Here is a 22,976-nt window from a genome sequence, read left to right on the forward strand (position 1 = left end):
ACAGCGATCATTGGGCTACCGAACGGCAGGCGCGAGGACGAGCTTGCCGGTGGCCTGGTTGTCCTCCATATAGCGGTGGGCCGCGGCGACGTCGGCCAGCTCGAAGACTCGATCGACATTGGGGCGATAGACACCCGCCTCCACCTCGCCGATGACGCGCTGCAGGACGGTCGCGCCCGCGCTGCCCTTGAGGTTGTCGCTATGGAAGGCGGTGAGCTTGGTTCCGGACGGGATCATCGCGATCGGCTCGAAGTCCGGGATCAGCCAGCCGCTGAGCGAACCGGATACGCAGACCGTTCCGCCGCGGCGGACCAGGCGCAGCGAGTCCACGGCGGTGCTGGTCCCGACGAGATCCAGAATGTAGTCCGGGCCCTCGGGCCAGATCGTGCGCACGCTCTCCGCCAGCGACTCGCCATTATCGAGGAGTGCGTGGTCTGCGCCCGCCGCCTTCAAGGCGTCCACCTTGCTGTTTCGCCGGGTGGTGGCCGCGATCTCGAGTCCGTGGCCGGAGGCGATCGACGCGGCCGCCATGCCCACCGAGGAGGTTCCGCCGCGAATCAGCAAGCGCGCCTTGTTATCCGGTGTGATGCCCAGGGCGTCCAGCGAGCCCTGCGCGGTCAGGTATGTCTCGGGTAGTGCGGCCAGGGTTTCCCAGGGCAATGTGGTGGTGATCGGCATCAGCAGGGAGTTCGGCAGCAAGGCGTACTCGGCGTAGCCGCCGTCGAAGTCGCGGCCCATCTCGCCCATTACCGCTGCGACGGTCGTCCCCTCCGGCAAGTGAGGATCGGTCGAGACGGCCACGGTTCCCACGCATTCGATGCCGAGTACGCGCGGGAACTTCACAGTCGGGGAATGTCCTTGGCGCGTCCGCAATTCCGATCGGTTCAGGCCCGTGCCCCGCACCTGCACCAGGCTCCAGCCCTCCCGCACCGCAGGGATCGGCATCTCGCGGATCTCCAGTACTTCCGGGCCGCCCGGGCCGGTGCAGATCGCGGCTCGCATTGTTGTGCTTGTGTTTTCGCTCATGAGTTCACTGTCGTCGACCGGCGGGTGGCAGGCTACCGATAGAATGCCAACTTATGCTCGTTGGCCGCCAACTCAGCCAGCCGGATCCGGTGTCGCGTCTCTGGGCGTCCGGTGGGGTGCATCTCTGGTCGTCCGGGGGAACCAGTTCGGCGCATGCGCATCCGCGCGGGCATGTGGTGTACGCGGCCAGCGGGGTGCTCTCGGTGCACACCGAAGCGGGCACGTCGATCGTGCCCGCCAATCGCGCCGCGTGGACTCCCGCCGGATTCATGCACTACCACCGCGCGCACGGGAACACCGATATGCGGATCCTGTTCCTGCCGCCATCTTTGGCCCGGCTCATACCGGCTCACCCCGCTGTCCTCACGGTTTCCGGACTCGCCCGGGAAGCCCTGCTCTCCCTCACCGGCCCAAGCAATTACGAGCGGCCCGCCAGCGCGCATGACCGCGCTGCCCGCGATCGTCTGCGCCGGGTTCTCGTCGATGAACTGCACGAAGCTCGAGAGCAGCCCCTGCAACTGCCCGAACCCCGCGATGACCGTCTGCAAGCCATCGCGAGACGGCTGTACGCGGACCCCGCCGACAACACCCCGCTCGCCGGGCTGGGCCAGCGCATCGGAGCCAGCGGCCGCACGCTGAGCCGTCTGTTCCACGACGAACTGGGCATGACCTTCTACGAGTGGCGCACCCAGGTCCGCGTCTTCCACGCCCTCATCCTGCTCGCCGACGGCCACGACACCACCCGCGTCGCCCTCGCCTGCGGCTGGTCCAACCCGAGCAGCTTCATCACCGCCTTCACCAACCTCATCGGCACCACCCCGGGCCGCTACCAAGCAAACCGACGTAATAACAAGGGCCCCAATGAATGACAATGTCGCCGCGATCCGCGCCATGGCCGGGCTGGCCACACCGATGACCCTGCGCGTCGCGGTAACGCTCGGCCTGCCCGACCGCCTCCGCGGCGACGGCACCACCCTCGAGCACCTCGCGACCGAGCTCGAACTGTCACCCACGGCCCTCGAACTCCTACTGAATCACCTTGTGACACTGCAGATCATCGAACACACCCCCGACGGCTACCGAACCACCGACTTCGGCGCAACCCTGTGCACCGACGCCGACAATGGCCTCACCAACTTCCTGCACCTCGAAATGGCAGGCGGCCGAGCCGAACTCGCCTTCGCCGACCTCCTCCACAGCATCACCACCGGCCAAGCCGCCTACCCCCGCCACTACGGCCAGGATTTCTGGGCCGACCTGACCCAACACCCCCACCTCCGTGAGTCCTTCAACCACCAGATGACCCACCGGTTCCGCGACCAAATCCCCCAAATAATCACCAATTACGACTGGTCCCGCTTCTCCACCATCGTCGACGTAGGCGGCGGCCACGGCACCCTCCTGGCCGCAATCCTCGCTGCCCACCCCCAAACCCACGGCCACCTGATCGATTTGGCCCCCACCGCCACTCAAGCCCACCACACCTTCACCGCCCACCAGGTCGAGTCCCGCGCCCAAATCACTCCCCAAAGCTTTTTCGACCCCCTTCCCAAGGGCGCAGACGCCTACCTACTCTGCGACATCCTCCACGACTGGCCCGACCCCCAAGCCCACCAAATCCTCACCCGCTGCACCGAAGCCGCCCACCCCACCACCCGAATCCTCATCATCGAACCCATAGGCGGCCGCCACGCCGCCACAGAATTCGACCTCGCCATGCTCACAATCTTCGGCAGCCGAGAACGCCCCCTGAAAGCCTTCCAATCCCTGACCGCCCCCCACGGCCTAACCCTGGAATCCATCACCGACCTGACCCCCCAACGCGCCCTCCTCGAATTCCGCCCGATCTGAGCGGCTGGGTGTGGCGGATCACGCTGATTCTGGGGGTGGTCAGCGGCGTGGGAGGCCGGTAGGAACAGTGGTGTGTACGGGGAGACGACGAGTGAGTGGTATCGGTGGTTCGGTGAGTTCGAGGCTCGGGGTAATTCCTCGCGTTATGAGCTGTGGGCGTTGGGAATTGCCTCGGATCCGGAACTGCTGTCGTTGATCGATCGGCTCCCGCCGGAGAAGCGGCAGCCGAATCTTGTTCTCACGGCCGCACGTTTCCTCGGGGTGGGCGAGGTGTCGTTCGCCGAGTTCCGGGCGTGGGTGCTGGCGCATTGGGATGCGCTGGCACAGGTGATTCTGACGCACAGGACCCAAACCAACGAGGTCGGCCGCACGGCGGTACTGCTGCCGCTGCTAGCACAACTACCCGGCCCGCTGGCGTTGATCGAGGTCGGCGCATCGGCCGGTTTATGTCTGTATCCAGATCGTTTCAGCTATCGCTACGACGAGCGCACCGCGCTCGATCCGGCCGACGGTGTCTCCGATGTAACCGTGCGATGCGTAACCACGGGTAAGCCCCCAATTCCGGACCGCCTGCCCGAGGTGGTGTGGCGAGCAGGAGTCGACCTGAACCCCCTCGACGTCACCAACGACGACCAAATGCGATGGCTCGAATCCCTGATCTGGCCCGGCCAACCCGACCGCCTGCAACGCCTACGCGCAGCGATCGAGATCGCAAAACGCGAGCCCCCGAACATCACAATCGGCGACCTGAACGAGACCGTGGCACACCTAGTCTCATCCGCACCGACCGATGCAACGGTAGTGGTCTTCCACAGCGCCGTACTGGCATATCTGACCAACGAAGACCGCGCCCACTTCGAACAAACAATCCGCAGCTTGCCCTGCCACTGGATCTCCAACGAGGCCTGCACTGTCATCGCCTCAGTAGCAGACCAACTCCCGACACCGCCCGCGGAAACCCCCGGCCGATTCGCAGTCGCGTTGGACGGCGTTCCACTGGCGTACGCCACCCCCCACGGCCAACATCTGGATTGGTTCCGCCATCAGCCTCCGAGGACGACTACACGGTGAGCCAAAGGCGAGGTGCAGACCACGCCCTTCGATATATGACCCTGCTCATTTCGCCTGGCGGCGCATCGACCCGGCTGGCTATCGGTGGCCGCCCGGGAGGCTCACGCACATGGCGTAGATCTCACCGGTGGGTGGCCGGTCTCGGTGATATTCCGGTGCTGACTAGCATCGATGGGTCGAACACAATTCGAGGAACCCGAGGAACGCGCGTTGACTACCGAACACCTTGACCGCTGGAACGCTCAGGAAGCTGCCGCGGAGGCGATGATTCCCATCATCGGGACGCTGTATCGTGGGAAGGGCGTGACGATCCTGCTGCACAGCCGGTCGCTGGTGAACAAGTCGGTGATCAGCATTTTGCGGACCCATCGGTTCGCGCGGCAGATCGAGGGTGAAGAGCTTTCGGTGGATCAGACGCTGCCGTTCCTGCAGGCGCTGAGCGAGCTGGATCTGGGGCCTTGCAAGATCGATCTGGGTCTGCTGGTGCGGGCTTTCAATGCCGATGAGCGCGGGCTGTCGATTCGTGAGTTCGCCGCGGACGTCCTCGCCGACGTGACCAATGGCAATAAGGCCGAGCCGCAGGGGCCGCGGGATGTCGTGCTCTACGGTTTCGGGCGGATCGGTCGCCTGGTCGCTCGCCTGCTGATCGAGAAGGCCGGATCGGGCAATGGGCTGAATGTGCGCGCGGTGGTGGTGCGCAGCGGTGGCGATGACGATCTGGTCAAGCGGGCCTCGCTGCTGCGCCGGGATTCGGTGCACGGTCAGTTCAACGGCACGATCAAGGTCGACACCGAGAACAACACGATCATCGCCAATGGCAACGTCATCAAGTTCATTTACAGCAATGATCCGACCACGATCGACTACACCGAGTACGGCATCAATAACGCCATCCTGATCGACAACACCGGCAAGTGGCGGGACCGCGAAGGCCTCGAACAGCATCTGCGCCCCGGCATCGCGAAGGTGCTGCTCACCGCGCCCGGCAAGGGCGACGTCCCGAATATCGTGCACGGCGTCAACCACCTGAGCCTGGACCTGTCGCAGCAGATCTTCTCCTGCGCCTCGTGCACCACCAATGCGATCGTGCCGCCGCTCAAGGCCATGGACGACGAGTTCGGCATCGTCCGCGGTCACGTGGAGACGGTGCACTCGTTCACCAATGACCAGAACCTGCTGGACAACTACCACAAGGCCGATCGCCGCGGCCGTTCCGCGCCGTTCAACCTGGTGCTCACCGAAACCGGTGCGGCGTCCGCGGTCGCGAAGGCGATGCCGGACTTCAAGGCCAAGATCACCGGTAACTCGATCCGCGTCCCCACCCCCGACGTCTCGGTCGCGATCCTGAACCTGCAACTCGAGCAGGAGACCACCAAGCAGGATGTCCTGGACTACCTGCGTCAGGTGTCGCTGTCGGGCCCGTTGAGCCGCAATCTCGACTACACCGCCGCCACCGACGCGGTCTCGAGCGACTTCATCGGCTCGCGCGCGGCCTCGATCATCGACGCCAATGCCACCATCGTCGAGGGCGACACCGCCATCCTCTACGTCTGGTACGACAATGAATTCGGCTACTCCTGCCAGGTTGTCCGTACGGTGCAATACATTTCGGGCATCGAGTACCCGACCTACCCCCAGCTCGCCCCACAAGCCGTGGCCGAAGCTCGCGAGCTGACCACGATCAACGCGGGATAAACAGCCTCATACGGTCCCGGCCTCGCTCCGGCGCGCCATGACGCGCCGGAGCGAGTCGTCTCGATCGTGGAAACTGCTGTGTCGCTGTGCTTATAGCAGTAGTTTGCCGGGATATGTCTGTGTCCCCATGGAATCCGCACGACGCGTACTTCCGCAAAGTGCTGGGCCGTCCCGAGGACGCGGCGTCCGAGTTGCGAGCCGTCCTTCCGGAACCGCTTACCACCGCCGAACGACTCCGGGCTGAGGGTCGCGCTGCGTGATCTCGAGCAGCTCATGGCTCTCGGCATCGAGAACTTGCCCGGCTGACCGGCGGGGTCGAATCCTGTCGGTCGTTGCGGTGCGGGATTGCTCAGGTCGGATGGACCGCCATGGTGTAGAGGGCCGCGCTTAGTTTCTCGGCGAAGCCGTCGGTGTCGTTGCCGCCGAGGGCGAGGGCGTGGAAGGTTGTTGTGCCGGAGAGGATTTCGAAGAGGACTTCGGGGTCTGCGCCGGGTGGGATTTGGGCGGTGTCGACGGCGTGGCCGAGGAGTTCGGCGAAGGCCTTGCGGACCGGGGCGCCGATGGCGAGGAGGCGGTGGCGGGCTTCGTCGGTTTGGGAGTCGGCCAGGAGGCCGGGGACGCCCGCGCGGGCGGCGGGGCTGGCGGCGCGGGCTAGGAAGATGTGGACCCAGGTGCGGAGGTCTGCGCGGAGGTCGCCGGTGGGGTCGGGGAGGGTGTGGCCGCCGGGACCGTGGACGGCTTCCTCGAGCAACGCCTCGCGAGTCGGCCAGCGGCGGTAGATCGCGGCGGTGTTGACACCGGCTCGGCGGGCGATGCCTACGACCGTGGTCTGCTGGTAGCCGACCTCTGCGAGGAGTTTGCGGGTGGCGATGAGAACCGCGAGGTCCTTGTCGGTGTCGCGGGGGCGTCCGGGACGGCGCGGTTCGGGATTCACCCTGACATCGTATGGCGCGGGGGACTTCTCCTTTCGTGGCTGCTCGGGGTTAGCGGGGCAGGCCGAGCACACGCTGGGCGATCACATTCAGCTGGATCTCGATGGTGCCGCCGCCGATGAGCACGGCGGGGACGCCCAGATAGTCGTTCGCATAGGGCTCTTCGGGGGTGTCGACGCAGCCCAACGGTCCCAGAACCGACAGGACCGCGCGGGAGCTGTCGCGCTGGGCGAGGGCGTGGAAGGCCTTGCGAATACCGGCCGCGCCGTGGTGGCCTTCGTCGATGCCGTTCATCTTCGCGAGCGCGGCACGGAGATTGAGTGCGGCGACCGAGAGTTCCCGCGCGGCATTGCGCCCGAGCACGCGCACCGCCTCGCCGCGCGAGCAGGCGTGATCGCCGCGGTCGAGAAGCCTGCGCACCAGATCGGCCGCGCCGTGCCCGAAGGCCGCGCTGCCCATGGCGAGTCGCTCATTGGACAGGGTCGTGACGGCCAGCTTCCACCCGTCGCCGGGGTTCGCGATCACGCAGTCGTCGGGCACGAACGCGTCATCGAGAAAGACCTCATTGAATTCCCAGACGCCGGTGGCCTGCTGGAGCGGGCGCACGGTGACGCCGGGGGAGCGCATATCCACCAGGAAGTAGGTCAGTCCAGCGTGTTTGGGCGCGTCGGTATCGGTGCGGGCCAGGCACATTCCCCAATCCGCTTCCACCGCTTGCGAATTCCACACCTTCTGACCGGTCAGTCGCCAGCCGCCCGCGACGCGGCGGGCTCGCGTGGTGAGTCCGGCGAGGTCCGATCCCGCTCCGGGCTCGGAGAACAGCTGGCACCAGATGATCTTCCCTCGCAGCGTGGGCGCGACGAATCGCTCCTTCTGCGCCTCGGTGCCGTGCACGAGCACCGTGGGCAATGCCCACCCGCCGATGCCCAGCTCGGGCTGAGGCAGGCCGCGGCGGAGGAATTCGTCACGGATCACAGCTTGTTCGCGCGGGCCCGCGTCGAGCCCGTAGGGGTGTGGGTAGTGCGGTGCGGTGAGCCCGGCCTCGGCCAGCAGCTCACGGCGCGCTCCACCACGCGGGGGAGCCCAGCCCGCAGACGGCTGGTCGTCATCGGGCATCGCCGCCGCGGCATCGAGGGTGACGCCGATCTGGCTGCGGAGCTGCGGCAAGGTGTCCGCGTCGATAAAGGAGAAGTCGCGCTCCGCGCTCAGCGCCGCTTCGCCGAGCCGGGTCGCCCAGGTCTCCTCCGCGCCCGCCTGCGAACAGATGCTGATCGCGCGCCGCCAATACAACTGGGCATCATGCTCGTAGCTGAAGCCGATGCCACCGAGCAGTGTGATGCAATCGAGCGCCTGGTCCACTGCCCCGGGGAGTGCTGTAAGCGCGGCATGCGCGGCGGCCAATCGCTGCTGATCGGTGGGTTGCCCGGCGGCCCGCGCGGCGTCCCACGCTGCGGCAGAGGCGACTTCGGCCCGAATGAGCATCAAGGCGGCCTTGTGCTGCACTGCCTGAAAACTGCCCACGGGCCGATCGAACTGCCGTCGAGTCTTGATGTGGTCGACGGCCGTGTCGAGACACCAGGCGGCGATGCCGCTCGCCTCCGCCGCTAGCAGCGCGGTCGTGATCAGATCGGCTCGCGCGGTGTCGATTCCGGCCAGGACTGCTCCGGAGGGAATCCGATAGCCGCTGAACTCGATCCGGCCGACCGACCGTGTCGGATCCAGTGCATCGCAGGCATGCACAGCCACGGTCGGGTCATCGGTATCGGGCTGGTCGAGCCAGAACCACACCGGCGCGGATCGGTCCTGAACCGAGATCAGAATCTTCTCCGCGCCGACCAGACCCACTGTGGGATCGGAGATTCCGGTGATCGTCCAACGGTCACCGTCCTCATACACGCGCAATGCCTCGCCCGCCGCGACGGCTCCGGTCGCACCGCCGCCGAAGGCCTCGAGGAGGGATTCGTTCCCGGCCACCGCCGCGATCGCACTGGCGGCCACCGTCGGCAGGTACGGGCCGGGCAACAGGGCCTTGCCGAATTGCTCGATCACGACCGCCAGGGTGGTCAGGTCGCAGTCCGAACCACCGAACTGTGTCGGCAGGTGAATACTGTGAAGTCCCTGCGCGACTACAGATTTCCACACCCGCTCGAATCCCGCACCGCGCCGCAGTTCGTCCAGTGCGGCCCGGGTCTCGCCGATGGGCGCATGCCGGTTCGCGAAGGCGGCGACCGATTCGGCCAGCAGGAGTTGATCATTATCGATTGCCAGGGTCATCGGATCGGTTTCCATTCTTCGGAGACCCGCGCGCTCCACCGGGGAGTCCGGCGCTCGAGCATGGCGCGCACACCTTCGGCGGCGTCGGCGGTGCCCATCACCCGGTGGTGCAGGTCGGTTTCCAATTGTGCTGTCTGCGCGGCATCGAGCCCGCCGCTCACGCCCTCCCAGAGAAGGCGTTTGCATAATGCGGCCGACATCGGGGCCACATTGGTGGCGATATCTCGCGCCATCTCCAGGGCCGCGGGCAGTACCTCCGCGGCGGGCAAGGACTGGCTCGCGATACCCAGCCGGATGGCCTCTGGACCGCGAAATCGTCTCCCGGTCAACATGATTTCGGCGGCGGCGGCCATTCCGGCAATGCGGGGCAAGGTCCAATGCGATGCCGCGTCGGGAATGACACCGAGTCGCACCTGCGGCACGGAGTACGCCCCCTCGTCGGCGACGATGCGGATATCGGCCTGCAATGCCAAAGTCAGGCCGATGCCGATCGCATGTCCATTGACCGCGGCAATGACCGGCTTGCGCAGCTCGTACGCCGGTGGAAACACCGGCGACGCACTGAATTCCGGTGCGTCGGGGGAGTCGAAGGTGCTCGCCCCACCACCGAGATCCGCTCCGGCGCAGAACGCCGGTGCGGTCCCGGTCAACACGATCGCACGGATCGAGTCATCGGCGTCGAACGCCCGATAGTGTTCTCCCAGTGCGATTCCCATGTCCCGGGTGAACGCATTGTGCTTGCCGGGCCGATGCAGGGTCAGCACCGCGACCCCGCCGTCGACCTTGACCCGGATCGGGCTCATCGGCCGCCCGCCTCGAGAGCCGCGATGAGCTCGCCGATATGCCGATCCCGCACCGGATATCCGGGGAAGTAGCAGCACACTCGATCGGCGTGGTCGCCGAATCGCGAAAGTATCTCCCAGGCACAGTGTTCCGGCGTTCCATGCACGGCCAGGGTGTGCAGCATGGTGTCGTCGATCAGCTCGCCCATCTCGGTTCGCGCGCCGCGTCTGGACAGCGCGCGCAGCTCGGTATGCAGATCCGTCCATCCCTCGGCGTCGAGCACCGCCTGGTAGGCCGGTGTCGAACCGTAGAAGCCGAGCAGTTCGCGAACACCGCGCGCGGCGGCGTCAAGCTCCTGCTCGGTCCGGCCCACACCGACGATGACCTGCGGGTAGATCCGCAGCTCGGCCGGTGACCGCCCGGCGCGATCGAGACCCTCACGCACCGCGGGCAGGGTCCGCTCGCGAAAATGCCGGGCGCTGTTGAACGGCATGACCAGCAGCCCGTCCGCCACTTCAGCGGCGGCCCGAGTCATGCGCGGCCCGAGTGCACCCAGGCAGATCTCCGGCGGCCCATACGGATTGGGACCGGGATCGAAGGTCGGCGGCATGAGCGTGTGGCTGGTGTAGCGGCCCTCGAATCGCAATGCCGACCGGCCTTCCCAGGCGTCGAAGATGGCCTTGATCGCCAGCACGGTCTCCCGCATCTGCGCGACGGGATCCACCCAGGAAGCGCCATAACGCTTTTCGATATGAGCGCGGACCTGTGAACCCAGGCCGAGCCGGAAGCGCCCCCCGCTGAGCGTGTGCAGGTCATACGCGGTATGCGCGAGATGAATCGGGCTACGCGGCAGCGCGACAGCGATATTCGTCATGATGTCCGCCCGCACCTGCCCGGCGGCCAATGCCAAGGGCAGGAAAACATCATGCGCGCCTTCGAAAGTGAATAGCCCGGCGGCTCCCAGCCCCACCAGTTCCGCCGCCCGCGCCGCACTCGATTCGATGGGCGCGTCCAGCCGTAGATCGACCTTCACTTGCGCGCGGTCCCATAGTCGACCGGGAACCGGGTGATCCCATTGAGCCAGGCCGACCGCAGCCGTTCCGGATCGCCGAGCGCGCTGATGTCGGGCAGATGATCGGCAATGGCATTGAAGATCAGGTCGACCTCCAGCCGGGCCAGATTCGCGCCGATGCAGAAGTGTGCGCCGGTCCCGCCGAATGACAAGTGCGGGTTCGGGTCTCGCAGAATATCGAACGAGTCCGGATTGTCGAATACATCCTCGTCGAAGTTGGCCGAGCGATACATCAGCACCACCCGATCGCCCTTGGCAATGCGCACCCCCGAGAGTTCGGTGTCCTCGAGCGCGGTGCGCTGGAACGAGGTCACCGGGGTGGCCCATCGAATGATCTCGTCGGCGGCGGTCCTGGGCCGCTCCCGCTTGTACAACTCCCACTGTTCGGGGTTGTCCAGGAAGGCGATCATGCCGTGCGTGGTGGCATTACGGGTGGTCTCATTACCGGCCACCGCCAGCAGAATCACGAAGAACCCGAACTCTTCCGAGGTCAGCGCCTCGCCGTCGAGTCCCGCATGTACGAGCTCGGTGACAATGTCCTCGGCGGGAGAGTTCTTGCGCGCTTCCGCCATTGCGTAGGCGTAGCCGAGGATTTCGATGGAGGCCGCAATGGGATCGGCGGTGGAGTCGGGATCGTCGTAGGCCAGCATGTCATTGGACCACTGGAAGATCTTCATCCGATCCTCTTGCGGCACACCGATGAGTTCGGCAATGGCCTGCAAAGGCAGCTCACACGCGACCTGCTCGACGAAGTCCCCACCCCCCGCCTCCGCCGCGGCGCGCACGATCGTCTCCGCGCGGGCAGACAGCGCCCCTCGCAGGCTATTGATCGCGCGCGGAGTGAATCCCCGGGAAACCAGTCTGCGAATCCGAGTGTGGTCCGGCGCATCCATATTCAGCATCGACACGCGCTGCATCTCGATCTGATCCCGCGACATATCGTCGGCGTATCTGGGTATCGCAGTGTTCTCGAAACTGGAGAACACCTCACTACGTCGCGAAACCTCCTTCACGTCAGCATGTTTGGTGACCACCCAGAACCCGGTGTCTTGGAATCCGCCCACCCCCGCAGGCTGCGGGTTCCACCAGATCGGAGCACTGCGACGAAGCCGCCCCAGCTCCTCCGCAGGCACCCGCCGCGCCCACAACCCCGGATCGGTGAGATCGAAACCCTCGGGCATCTCAGGCCCGCGCTGCTCCCTGTGCATCGGCACTCCTTCATGGCTCAACGCGCGGGGTTCTCGGCCCAATAGGCTCTCTACCCGCACGGAAATACATTACAGAGTGATACGTAATAGTTTGTCCACCCCGAATCTCACCCAGTGCGCAGCCAGTCGGCCAGGTCCTCGTAAAACGTCGCCACGGGCTCGGGGCGGTCATCGCCGTAGAGGTTGTGGTCGACGGGGTAGCCGAGGTGGCCGACCACGTGGGCGAGCAGGGGATATGAGGCGCGGAAGCCGGTGAGGGCCTCGGGGTCGACGGTCCATGCCGTGCCCGGGTGAACCGGGGTAATGGTGTCGCGCTCGTAGATCGCGTCCAGCGAAACGATGATCCACCGATCGGCTCGATGCTCGAGTCGATAGATCAGCCGGGCATACGAGGTCAGATCCAGTGGGACACTATCGAGTACGAGCCGGATCTCGATAGCGGTGGGCAGTTCAGCGACCGCACGGTCGCCCACCACTTCGACCAACGGTGGACTGGTCCGATGCTGCGAGCGCGTGCCGTGTTCGGCCATCGCGCGCGACTGCTCCACGAAATCCGTTCCGCTGCCATCGAACCAGCTCAACCGGACTGTCGAATCCGGTGCGAAGTAGTCCTGCATGCGGGTCCACCATCCGCGATCCCGCGCCTGACGTTCTCGCAATACCACCTGTGCGACTTCGGTAATCGTGGTCGCGGTGTCGTCCATGCGCGGAATGTGAGCCTCCTCGGCTGGTGTGTCGATCCGGATGACCGGCCTCGATTCACCTTCGCCGGTCAGGTGCGAATGAATCCAATGCATAACGATGACGTCTGCCATTATCTGTGTTTATGGCAACGCTGCGTCAGCTGGAGTACCTGGTCGAGGTGATCGACCGCGGATCCTTCACCCGTGCCGCCGAGGCGCTGTTCGTCACGCAACCGGCTCTGTCCCACCAGATTCGAGCTCTGGAACGACAGACCGGCGGCCCGCTGATCGAACGACTGCCGCACGGGGTGCGGGCCACCCCGATGGGCCGGGCGATGTTGCCGCACGCACGTGCTGCTCTGGCCGCGGCTTGCCGGGCCACCGCCGTGGCCCGGCAAGCAGGCGAGCTGGACGCCGGAGAGCTCGAAATCGCGGCCGTGCAGTCGGTCAGCTTCGGCGTTCTGCCCCGGGTGCTGCGGCAGTGGCGAAAACACCACCCTGGTATCCGGATTCGAGTCTTTGAGCACCGGCACGCCAACGAACTGGCCGCCGCGATGGCGGCAGGTCGAGCCGATGTCGCGATCGGTCCGCAGCCGGTCGGCTGGCGTGGCCCGGTCCGTCACGTGTGCAGCATGGACTTCGTGGTGGTCACCGCGGGCGACGATCCGTTGTCGGCAGTCGGCGATCGGCTACGTCTGGCCGACCTCGCCGAACGTGACTGGGTGCACTACTCTCCCGACAACGGACTGTCAGAGGTACTCGATACCTCGTGTGCAGCAGCCGGATTCAACCCCCGTATCGCCATGCAAACAGATCAAACCGCTGCTGTACCGATGATGTCGGCCGCGGGTATCGGCGTGGGGCTGGTGCCGGTCGAGGCGCTCGCACCCCATTACGACGGCCGGATCCTGTGGCCGCAGCCTCCTATTCGGAGAGACCTCTACGTCTACGCGCGTGCCGAACCCGATCCGATGGTCACCGCCTTCATGGATTCCTGTGCGACCGCACTCGCCGATCCTGCGCAATGATCGAGCCCGGCCCGAGGCCGTATGAGAGCTGTTGTTACAGTTGCAATCTCATTCGGGTTCGACGGTTTACGATGTGCCGACGAGTAGTGCCAACTCCGCGACGTGCCGTGCCATGTGGGGCTGCCGGGGAGGCGCGGAGTCCCCGCTGGCGTGAGACTCGTTGTGATCGGCGGAGGTGCACGGGCAGTGCGCATCGATGCCGATCTGCTACGGGCACGGTGTGGCGGACCGGGAGTTCGCGTCATCCAGGGCGTAAGCCCCTCGTGGCCGCGTCGGCTTCAGACTCCGGGCGCGGTCGCAGGACCAGTGGATGGCGCCGGCGGGCCGCTGGACACACACCAGCCTTGAAGCACCTAGACGGCCCGGAAGCCCGAGCGCTTCCGGGCCGTTGTCCAATTCTTCTGCCACTGATCGGTGGGTGGCTGCCCTTGCTCCCACACGGCCGGTCACGGTGGGACAACGAGCCTGCGAATCTTTGGTTATGCGGGTTTTCCTATGGGGGAGAGGGTTTCGAGACAAACCGTTGCGGGGGTCGTTCAGGGTCCGCGCTGGGCAAGCGCGGGCCCTTTGCGAGTGTGGGTCTGCAACATTGCGTTACGGCCTACAAAATTGGCGTCCAGGTCACTGTTTCGACAGCAAACAGAAACGCCAGCAATTTCTGGGTACATAGGGGTCAAGCCGGGCCGGACCCGGAAGCACTATAAAGATTGAAGTACGACCATGCGTAGAGCAACGGCGCTCTTCGCCGCATTACTGCTGGCCCTCCTCTTCTCCGTCACATTCGCGACCAGCCCCCAAGCTCGAGCGGATGTCTGTAATGGTGACTGGGCCATAGGTATCGGTGGCCTAGGCGATAACTCCTCCTCGGTTTTCTCGGCCTTTGTCGATCAGCCTGTCGGATACAACTCCGCCGACCCGATGTCGGGGTTGAATGAAGTCAACCGGCTGTTCTGGTCGCATCGCGACCAATGCCCGGGTGACCACATCAGGTTGATCGGGCACAGCGAAGGTGCGGGCCTCGTGCATGCCTGGGTCACCGCACACCAGGATGCCGACAATGCCAATGCCATTCTCCTGGCGGACCCCAAGCGGGCCGCAGGTCCCGGCGGTCCCGGTTTGTCCGCGACCCCGGGCAGCGGGATCGTCGGTTATCCCCTTGCGGGCGTCGATGATTGGTTCGGCGGCTTCCCGGTGCTGAGCGTGTGCAATAGTGACGACCAGATCTGCGACACCAACGCTGGTTGGTGGGGGTACCTGTTCGCGGGTGCGCATAGTCGCTACGATTTCAACGTCTGGGACTACGGCGACTGGGATTCCGGCGTCTGGTACCGGTAAACGGTGAATCATTGGGGATCAGTAGCCATTCGGCACTGGTCCCCTTTGCATGAACCCGTGCCCCATCGAGGTGCACACCGCGGAGTCGTTGAAGGTGATTTGACAGGTCGCTCCGGCATGGGTGACCGAATACTGCGGGTCGTGATAGTTCACGGCCGTGAGGCGCTCCAGGACCGGATTACCGCCGGGCAGAGTGTGACTGCCGTTCGAGCTCCACTCGGGATGCGCCGGCAGGGCGGCCGAATCGATGATGATGGCGGGGACATTCGGCAGCGACACCTGTGTTCCGAACGTCAGCACGTTCATGGACGCAGCCGGGACCACGAGGTCGCAACCCACCGTGCCGCCCGCATCGATCGAACAGTTCCAGTCGCCCAGGGCGAAATATGCCGTGCCATCGACCACTGCGGGGCCGGATCTCTCCTCGGCGTGCGCGGTGCCGACGACCGGCAGGCACGCGACAAACCCGAGAATTACTCCGCAAACCCGTGCGGCGGAAACTTTTACGGCTCTGGACATGGCATCTCCTTAGATGCGCAGCTAGCATAGGTCTAGTCGACCACAGATGAAAAATATCACTTTACGGCGCAAAGACAAGGGATTCGTCAAGGGGCCTTTCGCGATATTGCGCTGTTTTGGATCGATATTGCACGGCGTCGGCTGCTTTCACCTCCGCGGATTCAGCGATAGGACAGCCAATTTCGTTCGCTCAGCGAACGGTCGCGTGAGAACTCGAGGCATTCCAGTTCGGTCAGGACGATCTCCAGTTCCCGTTCGGGATCGATGTCCGCAGATAGTGGCGGTCGGCCGAGATCGACAATGGTGGCGGCATATTGGTCGCCGGTACGGCTTCCGGCCTCGACTCGTCCGCGCCACGTTCCGGCGGCCTCTCGCAGCCGCGTGAGAGCCAGTGCGCGATCCCCGCGCGCGTTCGCGATAAGTCCCTGAATGAACTGCGTTCCGGCGACCAGCGTGTCGGGAAAATCGCTGGGGGACAAGGGTTCGAGGGTCACCGCGCGAAGTTCGGCCTCGGCTCGCGGGAGATCGCCGTCGCGGGCCAGTATCTCGGCGCGGTGCAGTCTGGTGCGGGCACGGTTCACCGGTGCGCCGAGTTCCAATGCGAGACGGAGGTTTTCGGCCGCCTCGGGCAGATTGCCGGAGGCCAGGGCCAGCAGCCCACGGTCGTGCCACACCAAACCGTCCAGGTCCGCACTACCCAGCCGGTCGGCGGCGGACGCGGCGGCGGTCACCGCGGCACGGGCCTCGGTCAGGCGGCCGAGGCGGCGGAGGATGGCGCCGCGGCCGGACTGGACGTAGACGACCAGGCGGAGTAGTCCATTCGGAACCACCAGTGCCAGACAGCGATCGGCGAAATCCAAGGCCCTATCGACATCCCCGGCACAGGCCGCCGCGCTGGCCGCATTGATGAGGCAGCCGTAGGCCAGGTCCGGCCGTCCCGCCCGCTCCGCGGCGGCCGCGGCGGCGATGAGCGGTCCGTAGCTTTCGGTGAACCGGCCCGCACGCAGTAGAGCGTGCGCCCGGGCGACGCCGACATCGTGGGTGAGCAGGTCATTCATGGGGCGGGCGTGCGTGAGAACGCTGACCCTGCGCAGCAATTCGTCGACCACACCGGGATCACCGGCCACCGATTCGGCCCAGGCCAGACCGGCCAGGATCTCGGCCTCGGTCGCCGGATCGACCCCCGGCTCGCGATCCAGCAGATCCAGCGCGGCCCGATAGGAGCGCCGCGATTCCCGGGGATGGCAGATGCCGCCGCGCAACCACATGCCGCGCCGCAGCCACGCGGTGATCAGGGCCCCGGTGTCGCGCGGCGAGATCAATTCCAATGCCCGATCGAAGGCGGCGTCGGAGGCCTCCGCACGGCCGCGCCACGCTTCCACCTCGCCCAGTTCGATCAGCACGTCCGGGCGGTCCGGCGCTACACGCAGGGCAGCGCGCAGGAACCCGGCGGCCTCGGCGGGCGCGGCCACCGCGCGGGCATCGGCGGCGGCCTGGATCAGCTGTCCGACGGCAAGTTCGTGATGACCGGCCAGCAGGAGGTGGTTGGCGATCTCAGCGGCGGGCCTGGTGCCCGGGCCGCGTGTGCGCAGCTCCTCGGCCAGCGCCTCATGCAGCCGGGCTCGCATCGGATCGGCGATATCCGCGTAGACGGCGGTCCGCAGCAGCTCATGCCGGAACCCGATCATGCCCTCGCGCACCCGCAACAGGCCCGAACCCAGCGCCTCGGTGGCCGCGCGGCCCGGATCGGCGAGCAAGGGCAGGTGTACGACATCGGCCCGGCCCAGATCGCGACCGGCCACCGCGGCCAGTTCGACGAAGAGCCGCGCCGGACCGGTCAGTCGGCCCAATTCGGCCCGGGTAGCGGCCCTCAGATCCTCGACCGGCTCATCACGGCCGAGAGCCAATTGCCGGGCGGCCGCCACCGTGATGAGCGGACTCCCGCCCGCTGCCGCCACAATCTTCTCCACCTGCGGTGCGGTCAGTTCCGCGGTGAGCCGGGACAAGGTCCGCACCGCCGCGGCATCCAATGGCCCCAGCTCCAACTCGGCCGCAAGAGTCCCCCTCGCCCGCAGCGCGGCCAGCACGGCATCAGCACGCGAACTAGGTGGCAGCCGACGTCGAGTCAACACGAAAAGTATTGGTAGCCGCGTGATCCGCCGCCCCGCATAGCCGATCAAATCCAAACTGGTCGGATCGGCCAGATGCAAATCCTCCAGCGCGAGCACCAACGGCCCCCGCGCGGCCAGTACCCCGAGCAACTGCACCACAGCCTCGAACAGCCGTATCCGATCATGCTCAGGATGCGCAGCCGACCGAACCCGCGGCGCCACACCAGGCACCAGCCGAGCCAAATCCGCCACCCACGGCGCATCCCCCGGCAGCGCCCCGGCCCCACCAGTCAAGTCCGCCAGCACCTCCGACCACAATCCGAGCGGAGTATCCCCGGGTCCTCCCGCCGCGCCACTCGCGGTCCGCGCCGCCTGCCGACCCGCAATATCCAACAACTCCTCAGCGAGCGCGGTCTTCCCGATCCCGCCCTCACCACTGATCATGACAACCGCGCCGTTCCCGCTTCCGACGCGCTCCAAGCACTCACACAACCGCCGAAGTTCCAACGCCCGCCCGACGAATTGCCGACCGGGCGTGCCCTTCCCGCGAAACGGCTCGGGAGAAGGGGACCGGTGGGACGAGGAGTCGGGCTCCGCCGCGGCTGCCGAGCCGGGTTCGGTCCATGGCCGGAGCGTCCCTTTCGGGGAATCGGCCGGGCGCAGCCCGTGGATGAGGGCGGTGGTCTCCGGTGCGGGGGACAGGCCCAGTTCGGTCTGGAGGGTTTGGTTCAAGCGGTCGTATGCGGATACTGCGGCCGCTGTGTCGCCGGTGGTGGCGAGTAGCTCGATCAGGGTTCGCCAGGCGTTCTCGTCCAGGGAGTTCAGGGCTGCTCGTCGGCGCGCACAGTCGAGGGCCGTGTTCAGATCGCCGGTGGTCTCGGCCTGCTCGATGAGGATGGCCAGGACCTGCGAGTGGCGTCGTGCGTGGTCTTCGCGGGCTCGTAGCGCCCATTCCTCATCGAGCCCGGCAAGGAGTTCACCTCGGCACAGGTTCGCGGCGGCGGTGACGTCGCCTGCGGCCGCGAGGCTGTTGAACTCGGCTAGGTCGACCCATAGGTCGCCGCCGAGTTCTACTGTGTCACGGTAGGTTTCGAGGCATCCATTGGCCGGGCCCAGCGTGGTGCGTAGTGCCCAGACCGCGCTGCGGAGGTTGGCGCGGGCATTGGCTTCGGGGACTTCCGGCCAGAATTCGGCGGCCAGGCGGGAGCGGGGGTGGGGGCCGGGGTGGGTGGCCAGCCAGGCGAGGAGGGCGCAGACTCGCAGCCGCCTATGCGGTAGCTCGAGCGGGTTACCGTCCAATTCTGCTTCGAGGGGGCCGAAAACCCGTATCCGCAACATCTGGCTTCTCTCCGTGGCCTACCAGTCTCGGCGTCGGGTGCACCCCTGGCAACCATGCGATCGACGGCGTTGACGATCGATTGACACACTCCCGCGCAGACTGCCCGTCATCAGCCGAAATACATCAGGAAGGCAATTGCCATGAGTACCGCCACCGGATTCGATCTGGAGACGTTCCGCCGGGGTATCGAGGAGCGCGACGCCGCCGCCCTGCGCACCCTCTACGCCGAGGACGCCGAGATCAGCCTCGTCGATCACCTCCACCCGCCGAGCAACCCGCTCGTCCTGCACGGCCGCGACCAGATCGGCGCTTATCTGGACGATGTCTGTGCCCGCGATATGACCCACGAACTGCATCATGTGGTCGCCGACGGCACCACCGTCAACTTCCTCGAGTCCTGCCTCTACGCCGACGGCACCCGCGTATTGTGCGCCGCCACACTGGATCTGGCCGACGGCCGCATCGTACGCGAGCTCGGCGTCCAGGCCTGGGATCAGTAAGGGGTGCCGAAATGACCGTCGAACAGCGCGATTTCGCCGCACCGGACGAGGTGCGGGAATTCGGCCTGGGCAAGGCCGAGATCGTGAAGATGGCCGGTAGCGATATCGGTCGCCTGGTCCTGCACCCCGGCTGGCGCTGGTCCGAGCACGTGAAGCCGATCGCGGGCACCGAATGGTGCGAGGCCCCGCATTTCCAGTACCACGTGGCAGGCACCCTGCACATCCAGATGACCGACGGCACCGAAGTCGAAGCCACCCCGGGCCAAGTCACCTCCGTGCCAGCAGGCCACGACGCCTGGGTGGTCGGCGATGAGGATGTAATCCTCATCGACTGGTGGGGCGCAAGCCATTACGCCAAACCCTGACCGCGCCGGACTTTCCCGGCGACCCAGTGCTCGCGGCTAGAGTTCGTCGGCGGTGATGAGGCCGTCGCGGATGGCGCGGGCCACCAAGGCCGCCTTGGTGGGGGCCGGGCGGCCGATGGCGGCGTACTTCGCGCGGATGCGTTCCAGGTAGGTGTTCACCGTGCCGACCGTGATGTAGAGCTGTTGGGCGACCAGGGCTTTGGATTCGGTCTGGAACCAGGAGAGCAGGACTTCGCGCTCGCGCTGGGAGAGTTGGGGGCGGTCGTCGCCCGCGTCGGCGCTCATGGCCCGGGCCATGGTGGGGCCGAGGTAGGGGCGGACCTCGGCCGCGGCGTGCAGGGCGGTGATGAGGTGTTCGCGGCCTTCGGTTTTCGAGAGGTAGGTGACCGCGCCGAGGTCGAGGCAGTCGCGGACCAGGCGGGGTTCGGTGTGCTGGGAGTAGACGACCACGCGGTGCCCGCGTTCGCAGATGGCGGACAGGGCGGTGAGATCGGGTGCGCGCTGGTCGAATTGGAGATCCAGGACGATGGCGTCGAGGTCACCGCGGTCGGGGCCGGTCGCGGACAGGAACGCGGCCGGGTCTGGGTGGTCGGCGGTCACGGTGATGGCGGGTTCGGCGGCGGCGCACCAGCCGCGCACGCCGTCGCGGATCAGGGGGTGGTCGTCGACAATCGCGATGCGGATCATAGGGCACTGCCTTTCATCGTGCTGCCCGCGGGATCGAAGCGGTGATGCAGTCGCGCCCAGAGCAATTCACCGGCGGCGACCACCTCGGTGTCGACCGTACTGCCGGAGATGTCGGCGAGCCGGTCGCGAGTCTCGGGCGGGCAGTCGCCGAGCGCGCTGACGGTGTACCCGGACGCATCGGTGGTCACCACCACGCGAGCGCGGGAGCGGCTGGCGTCCAACATCATTCGGGCCGCCATCACCAGGTGGCCGCGTACCTCGTCGGGCAGTTCGCGGTCGATGGGCGCGGACTCCACCGTCACCGCCACCCCGCGCCGCTCGGCCTCGTCGATGCCCGATCGCAGATCCTCCAGCAGCGGATCCCCGACGCCGTCGGCCTGAGCCAGCAGTCGACGCAGCCGGGCGTACTCGGTGCGGGCGGCCGTGCGTACGGCCGGATCGTCCGGCGAGAGCGCGCCTTCGGCGAGTCCGCGCAACAGCGGGGTGAGCTGGGCCAGCAGCGCCTCATAGCGGCGGCGGCATTCCTGTTCGAGGGTGCGGGCCACCGCATCGGCGGTGCGATGACGTGATCGTTCGCGGTGATGCGTGGCGGCCTGCCGGGTGGCGCGGTCCAGCGTCGCGGCGAACCACGCCGTGAGCACCTGGAGGAAAAAGATTGCCGCCGTGTGATATCCGAGCACGGTCGCCGAATCCGCGGTGGGATCGCGCACGAGCACCATGGCGCATACCAGCACCCACCAGCCGGTCAGCGCCGAGAGCGAAAGCATCGGCCGCAGCCGGAATCCCAGCGCGACCACCACCCAGCCGGTCGCGCCGATGGACCAATTCGCCCCCGCCAGCACATCGGTGGACGGAAGCAGCGCGGTCAGGGCAAGCGAGGCCGCGATGGCCGCCACCATCAGTGCCAGCGTGAGGTTTTCGCGCCGCCGGGGAATCAGGGCGGCCGCCGCGCACCCGATGGTCACCACGGCGAGAACCGCGTCGAGCCAGCCGGGCGGTGTCGCCGCGGACGGGGTCAACACGGATTGCAATAGGGTGTCGGCCACGGCGATGCCCACCATGCCGTATCCGAAACTATTGCCGAGCCGTTCGATTCCCGCCGCCGTGACCGGCTCATCCGCCGAATCGGGCTCGGCGGCAGGGGATTCGCCGACCGGCCAGCGCAGCCGGATCTCGGTGCCCCGCCCTGGCGCACTGTCGATCTCGGCGTCACCCCCGGCCGCCCGCATGCGGGCGACGATCGAATTGCGAATGCCATACCGGTCGTCCCACGCCCGCAGATCGAATCCGATCCCGTCATCGGTAATGATCATCCGCCCCGGTCCGGCCACGACGACAGCCGATGTCGCCCGGGCATGCCGGTCGATATTGGTCAGCGCCTCCCGCGCGGCGGCCGTCACCGTCCACGCCAGCCCGCGAAGGGTGGGCATGTCCCCCTCGCCGCGGAATTCGACCGGAGTAGCGCATTCCCGCACCACCCCGCGCAGCAATTCCGCCAGTTCGACACGGGAACAATCGCCGGGCGGCGGAATTCCCGCCTCCAGCACACTGAGATCCCGGGCCGCCTGCCGCGCGATTCGCTCCGGATCGGCGGCCACGCCCTGACCCACCATGAGCAGGGTGGCCGCCGCCGTGTCATGCATGACCGCCCACTGCTCATGCTCGTAACGTCGTCGCGCGGCAGCCACCTCGCCCGCGACCCGCGCATCGGTCGCCGCGTCGACGGTCCGATCATGCACTCCCGCCGCGCGCAATACCGTGCGCCGCACCAAGACCGCGAGCACCCACTCGACCAGCAGATAGGCGATCGCCAAATCGCTGAGGAATTGCACCGGCGTCAACCCGGGCGTATTCCGATTGGCGTAATACAGCAGCATCAGAACCAATGCGGTGGCCCCCGCCGACACCCGCACCCGCTCCGCGATGCCGAACGAGATCACGGTGGCCGCAACGATTTTCACGTCAATGAGATTCTTCGTGGCCACACCGGACGCCGCCACGCTGACCGTCCCCAGCAGATACACCGACACCACGGCCAGATCCGCGCCGGTCCACCCCGCCCCGATCTGCCGTCCCCACAGCCGCCACGCCGCCCACGCCGTCAACAGCACGGTCAGCGCCGTCCCGCCCGCCGGATCCGCCGCGCCACTCGCCACATGAACGACCCCGAGCACAAACCACCCGGCATGCCGGAATCTGACGGCGAGCCACATCGCCTCCTGTGCGACGGCGGCACGGGTCGGATCGGGGTCGCGCAACACGCGGCCACCGTACCTAACAAATCCCCGGCCCTAACGGGTACGACCCATCACCGGTCCCACACCCGGCACCGTCCCACCCTCGCACGCCCCCTCCCGCGCCCGCTGTCCGTCGAACAACGGGCAGACACGCCACCCCCCGATCCGGCATCGTCATACGCGCAGGAGGGCGTGTTTCCTATCCATCCCCGACCCTGCACCGCGGCCGTTGGCAAGGCGGGGAGCCAACGGCCGCCCAC

19 protein-coding genes are annotated in these 22,976 nt (G+C 66.6%); 8 read left to right on the forward strand and 11 right to left on the reverse strand.

Annotated features, from left to right (window positions below):
* Positions 1 to 15 precede the first annotated feature (15 nt).
* Positions 16 to 1,026 carry a zinc-binding dehydrogenase gene (locus AB0N05_RS09375; RefSeq protein ID WP_364689870.1) on the reverse strand — a complete coding sequence of 337 codons (1,011 nt, stop codon included), beginning with the start codon at positions 1,024 to 1,026 and terminating at the stop codon, positions 16 to 18.
* Between the two features lie 53 nt (positions 1,027 to 1,079).
* Here AB0N05_RS09375 and AB0N05_RS09380 point away from each other — a divergent pair, with 53 nt between their 5' ends.
* The 4 genes from AB0N05_RS09380 to AB0N05_RS09395 all read left to right on the forward strand — a co-directional run bounded on the left by AB0N05_RS09380 (position 1,080) and on the right by AB0N05_RS09395 (position 5,643).
* Entirely contained in the window at positions 1,080 to 1,895 is an 816-nt protein-coding gene (locus AB0N05_RS09380; protein WP_364689873.1) for a helix-turn-helix transcriptional regulator, read from the forward strand.
* Complete coding sequence (locus tag AB0N05_RS09385) at positions 1,888 to 2,877, forward strand: methyltransferase (protein ID WP_364689876.1); 990 nt, start codon at positions 1,888 to 1,890, stop codon at positions 2,875 to 2,877. The genes AB0N05_RS09380 and AB0N05_RS09385 overlap by 8 nt, the downstream gene beginning before the upstream one ends.
* A gap of 72 nt (positions 2,878 to 2,949) precedes the next feature.
* Positions 2,950 to 3,948 (forward strand): DUF2332 domain-containing protein, encoded by a 999-nt coding sequence (locus AB0N05_RS09390; RefSeq protein ID WP_364689879.1) that lies wholly within the window; start codon positions 2,950 to 2,952, stop codon positions 3,946 to 3,948.
* Between the two features lie 210 nt (positions 3,949 to 4,158).
* Positions 4,159 to 5,643, forward strand: a complete 1,485-nt coding sequence (locus tag AB0N05_RS09395; protein WP_364689882.1) for a glyceraldehyde-3-phosphate dehydrogenase — start codon at positions 4,159 to 4,161, stop codon at positions 5,641 to 5,643.
* Positions 5,644 to 5,992: 349 nt separating this feature from the next.
* Here the strand turns inward: AB0N05_RS09395 and AB0N05_RS09400 are convergent, their stop codons facing one another.
* The 6 genes from AB0N05_RS09400 to AB0N05_RS09425 all read right to left on the reverse strand — a co-directional run bounded on the left by AB0N05_RS09400 (position 5,993) and on the right by AB0N05_RS09425 (position 12,616).
* A complete protein-coding gene (locus tag AB0N05_RS09400; protein WP_364689885.1) occupies positions 5,993 to 6,577 on the reverse strand; it encodes a TetR/AcrR family transcriptional regulator in 585 nt (194 codons plus the stop codon).
* A 49-nt stretch (positions 6,578 to 6,626) separates the two neighbouring features.
* On the reverse strand, positions 6,627 to 8,849 hold the full coding sequence (locus AB0N05_RS09405; protein ID WP_364689892.1) for an acyl-CoA dehydrogenase family protein: 2,223 nt from the start codon (positions 8,847 to 8,849) through the stop codon (positions 6,627 to 6,629).
* Positions 8,846 to 9,652: an enoyl-CoA hydratase-related protein gene (locus AB0N05_RS09410; RefSeq protein ID WP_364689895.1), complete on the reverse strand. Its 807-nt coding sequence runs from the start codon at positions 9,650 to 9,652 to the stop codon at positions 8,846 to 8,848. The genes AB0N05_RS09405 and AB0N05_RS09410 overlap by 4 nt, the downstream gene beginning before the upstream one ends.
* Positions 9,649 to 10,665 (reverse strand): TIGR03617 family F420-dependent LLM class oxidoreductase, encoded by a 1,017-nt coding sequence (locus tag AB0N05_RS09415; protein WP_364689898.1) that lies wholly within the window; start codon positions 10,663 to 10,665, stop codon positions 9,649 to 9,651. The genes AB0N05_RS09410 and AB0N05_RS09415 overlap by 4 nt, the downstream gene beginning before the upstream one ends.
* Positions 10,662 to 11,912 (reverse strand): cytochrome P450, encoded by a 1,251-nt coding sequence (locus AB0N05_RS09420; protein WP_364689901.1) that lies wholly within the window; start codon positions 11,910 to 11,912, stop codon positions 10,662 to 10,664. The genes AB0N05_RS09415 and AB0N05_RS09420 overlap by 4 nt, the downstream gene beginning before the upstream one ends.
* Before the next feature lie 107 nt (positions 11,913 to 12,019).
* Positions 12,020 to 12,616 (reverse strand): nuclear transport factor 2 family protein, encoded by a 597-nt coding sequence (locus tag AB0N05_RS09425; protein WP_364689904.1) that lies wholly within the window; start codon positions 12,614 to 12,616, stop codon positions 12,020 to 12,022.
* A 122-nt stretch (positions 12,617 to 12,738) separates the two neighbouring features.
* On the opposite strand from AB0N05_RS09425, the gene AB0N05_RS09430 reads away from it, so the two are divergent.
* Together AB0N05_RS09430 and AB0N05_RS09435 are read left to right on the forward strand one after the other, a co-directional pair.
* Positions 12,739 to 13,623, forward strand: a complete 885-nt coding sequence (locus AB0N05_RS09430) for a LysR family transcriptional regulator (protein WP_364689907.1) — start codon at positions 12,739 to 12,741, stop codon at positions 13,621 to 13,623.
* A gap of 720 nt (positions 13,624 to 14,343) precedes the next feature.
* Positions 14,344 to 14,958, forward strand: a complete 615-nt coding sequence (locus AB0N05_RS09435) for a cutinase family protein (RefSeq protein ID WP_364689910.1) — start codon at positions 14,344 to 14,346, stop codon at positions 14,956 to 14,958.
* An 18-nt stretch (positions 14,959 to 14,976) separates the two neighbouring features.
* Here the strand turns inward: AB0N05_RS09435 and AB0N05_RS09440 are convergent, their stop codons facing one another.
* A complete protein-coding gene (locus AB0N05_RS09440; protein WP_364689913.1) occupies positions 14,977 to 15,477 on the reverse strand; it encodes a hypothetical protein in 501 nt (166 codons plus the stop codon).
* Between the two features lie 161 nt (positions 15,478 to 15,638).
* The gene (locus AB0N05_RS09445) at positions 15,639 to 18,926 is read right to left on the reverse strand and encodes an AAA family ATPase (protein ID WP_364689916.1); all 3,288 of its coding nucleotides are present in this window, start codon (positions 18,924 to 18,926) and stop codon (positions 15,639 to 15,641) included.
* 141 nt (positions 18,927 to 19,067) lie between these two features.
* On the opposite strand from AB0N05_RS09445, the gene AB0N05_RS09450 reads away from it, so the two are divergent.
* The gene (locus AB0N05_RS09450; RefSeq protein WP_364689919.1) at positions 19,068 to 19,427 is read left to right on the forward strand and encodes a nuclear transport factor 2 family protein; all 360 of its coding nucleotides are present in this window, start codon (positions 19,068 to 19,070) and stop codon (positions 19,425 to 19,427) included.
* Positions 19,428 to 19,438: 11 nt separating this feature from the next.
* A complete protein-coding gene (locus AB0N05_RS09455; RefSeq protein ID WP_364689922.1) occupies positions 19,439 to 19,792 on the forward strand; it encodes a cupin domain-containing protein in 354 nt (117 codons plus the stop codon).
* Between the two features lie 36 nt (positions 19,793 to 19,828).
* Here the strand turns inward: AB0N05_RS09455 and AB0N05_RS09460 are convergent, their stop codons facing one another.
* Positions 19,829 to 20,479, reverse strand: coding sequence for a response regulator transcription factor (locus AB0N05_RS09460; protein WP_364689925.1), 651 nt, complete (start codon positions 20,477 to 20,479; stop codon positions 19,829 to 19,831).
* Positions 20,476 to 22,740 carry a hypothetical protein gene (locus AB0N05_RS09465; RefSeq protein ID WP_364689928.1) on the reverse strand — a complete coding sequence of 755 codons (2,265 nt, stop codon included), beginning with the start codon at positions 22,738 to 22,740 and terminating at the stop codon, positions 20,476 to 20,478. The genes AB0N05_RS09460 and AB0N05_RS09465 overlap by 4 nt, the downstream gene beginning before the upstream one ends.
* Positions 22,741 to 22,976 lie beyond the last annotated feature (236 nt).

The organism is Nocardia sp. NPDC051030, assembly GCF_040683015.1.
Taxonomy (GTDB): domain Bacteria; phylum Actinomycetota; class Actinomycetes; order Mycobacteriales; family Mycobacteriaceae; genus Nocardia.

Bases quoted from the DNA above. Each gene is read 5' to 3' on its own strand.
- AB0N05_RS09375 (WP_364689870.1), bottom strand. From the start codon at position 1,026: ATGAGCGAAAACACAAGCACAACAATGCGAGCCGCGATCTGCACCGGC.
- AB0N05_RS09380 (WP_364689873.1), top strand. From the start codon at position 1,080: ATGCTCGTTGGCCGCCAACTCAGCCAGCCGGATCCGGTGTCGCGTCTC.
- AB0N05_RS09385 (WP_364689876.1), top strand. From the start codon at position 1,888: ATGAATGACAATGTCGCCGCGATCCGCGCCATGGCCGGGCTGGCCACA.
- AB0N05_RS09405 (WP_364689892.1), bottom strand. From the start codon at position 8,849: ATGACCCTGGCAATCGATAATGATCAACTCCTGCTGGCCGAATCGGTC.
- AB0N05_RS09410 (WP_364689895.1), bottom strand. From the start codon at position 9,652: ATGAGCCCGATCCGGGTCAAGGTCGACGGCGGGGTCGCGGTGCTGACC.
- AB0N05_RS09420 (WP_364689901.1), bottom strand. From the start codon at position 11,912: ATGCACAGGGAGCAGCGCGGGCCTGAGATGCCCGAGGGTTTCGATCTC.
- AB0N05_RS09425 (WP_364689904.1), bottom strand. From the start codon at position 12,616: ATGGACGACACCGCGACCACGATTACCGAAGTCGCACAGGTGGTATTG.
- AB0N05_RS09430 (WP_364689907.1), top strand. From the start codon at position 12,739: ATGGCAACGCTGCGTCAGCTGGAGTACCTGGTCGAGGTGATCGACCGC.
- AB0N05_RS09435 (WP_364689910.1), top strand. From the start codon at position 14,344: ATGCGTAGAGCAACGGCGCTCTTCGCCGCATTACTGCTGGCCCTCCTC.
- AB0N05_RS09440 (WP_364689913.1), bottom strand. From the start codon at position 15,477: ATGTCCAGAGCCGTAAAAGTTTCCGCCGCACGGGTTTGCGGAGTAATT.
- AB0N05_RS09445 (WP_364689916.1), bottom strand. From the start codon at position 18,926: ATGTTGCGGATACGGGTTTTCGGCCCCCTCGAAGCAGAATTGGACGGT.
- AB0N05_RS09450 (WP_364689919.1), top strand. From the start codon at position 19,068: ATGAGTACCGCCACCGGATTCGATCTGGAGACGTTCCGCCGGGGTATC.
- AB0N05_RS09455 (WP_364689922.1), top strand. From the start codon at position 19,439: ATGACCGTCGAACAGCGCGATTTCGCCGCACCGGACGAGGTGCGGGAA.
- AB0N05_RS09460 (WP_364689925.1), bottom strand. From the start codon at position 20,479: ATGATCCGCATCGCGATTGTCGACGACCACCCCCTGATCCGCGACGGC.